1 protein-coding gene is annotated in these 1,363 nt (G+C 66.9%); it reads right to left on the reverse strand.

Annotated features, from left to right (window positions below; all coding sequences use genetic code 11):
- Window positions 1-16: 16 nt before the first annotated feature.
- Window positions 17-1,081 (reverse strand): IS110 family transposase, encoded by a 1,065-nt coding sequence (locus tag RCH15_RS19030; RefSeq protein WP_326962214.1) that lies wholly within the window; start codon window positions 1,079-1,081, stop codon window positions 17-19.
- Window positions 1,082-1,363: the final 282 nt, after the last annotated feature.

Raw genomic sequence — 1,363 nt, forward strand, 5'->3', positions numbered from 1 at the left:
GACGCTCCTATGTTTGTCAACCGTGTTCGGGCGCCGAGGACTTGGCCGTGGACTCCATAACGCGGTAAAGGTGTCGGGCGAGGGTGCGCTTGAGGCAGCGGCGGATATCGCGGTGTGTCTTGCCTTGAAGGGTGCGCCGGGCTTCGTAGGCCCGGGTTTCGGCGTGGCACCGGATGCGGGTGATCGCAACTGTATGCAGGGCCCGGTTGAGAGCCCGGTCTCCGCCGCGGTTGAGACGGTGCCTGGTGCGTTGGCCGCTGCTGGCTTCCAGCGGTGCGACTCCCGCCAGCGAGGCGAATGCCGCTTCGCTTCTGACCCGTCCGGGGTGGGACCAGCTGATGAGCAGCTGGGCTGCGACGACCGGGCCCACGCCGGGTTCGGCGAGCAGTGCCGGTCCCGCCGGATGTTGCTGGATGAGACGGGCCAGCTCGGGATCGATGTCCGCGAGCTGGCCGGTCAGGAAACGGATGCGCGCGGTGATCGACTGCAATGTCAGCACTGTGATCCGGTGTTCGACCGTGGCAGCCGCGGCGGTGACCGTGCTTTCGATCAATGCCAGCTGGGTGGCCAGAGGGCGGCCGCGCAGGGTCGCCCGCAGCTGTTCGGGTGCGAGCACGATGAGGCTCTTGAGTTCGTTGATGGCCTTTGTGCGGCTGACAAGCACTGCCTGGCGGGTCGCTGACAGGGCCCTGATCGCTTCACGCAGCCCGCGGACGCGGGGACTGGACTGGTGCTCCCGGGCCAGCGCGGTCCGGGCGGCCCGGACCGCGTCGAGCCGGTCGTTCTTGGCGCCGCGGGCGCGCTTGAGGGCGCCGACTTCGACGACATCTTCACCCGCCAGGGCCAGTTCCCCGGCGAATCCGGCGGCGAAACTTCCTGTTCCCTCCAACGCCCAGACCCGGCGGCCCGGGGCGTGTTTTCGTGCCCAGTCGAGCATGCGTGCGTATCCTGGACCGTCGGCCGTCGCCTCGATATGGGCGCGGATGCTGCCGGTGGCTGTATCCAGCACTGCCAGGTCGATGGTGTCCCGGTCCGGATCACCGCCGATCACGTAGTCATAGTCCTCTGCCAGTGTCGTCATTGCCTTGGTCCTTTCATCAAGCTGGCGGATACGGTCCACGCCGAGCCCGGAAAGCAGAACATTCACCGGCGGCAACACTGTGACGGGTCACGCCCTGAGGCGGACAAGCTCCTAATCAAGCCAGAACCGGTGGCGGGTCAGGCCAGCGCCGGCAGTTTCAGGGGACACGTCAAACGGAAGGCACGCGCACTCGCGGCCAGTATTCTCGGGAGTCACTCTTCGCTGCCGACACCCACCCTTCCGGATCAGCCCTTCCCGGGCTACCTCCATACTCACAGTGTT

It is taken from the genome of Arthrobacter sp. MP_M4 (genome assembly GCF_035984855.1).
In the GTDB taxonomy this organism is placed as follows: Bacteria; Actinomycetota; Actinomycetes; order Actinomycetales; family Micrococcaceae; genus Arthrobacter.

Coding starts and splice junctions, on each gene's coding strand:
- RCH15_RS19030 (WP_326962214.1), bottom strand. CDS start 1,081: ATGACGACACTGGCAGAGGACTATGACTACGTGATCGGCGGTGATCCG.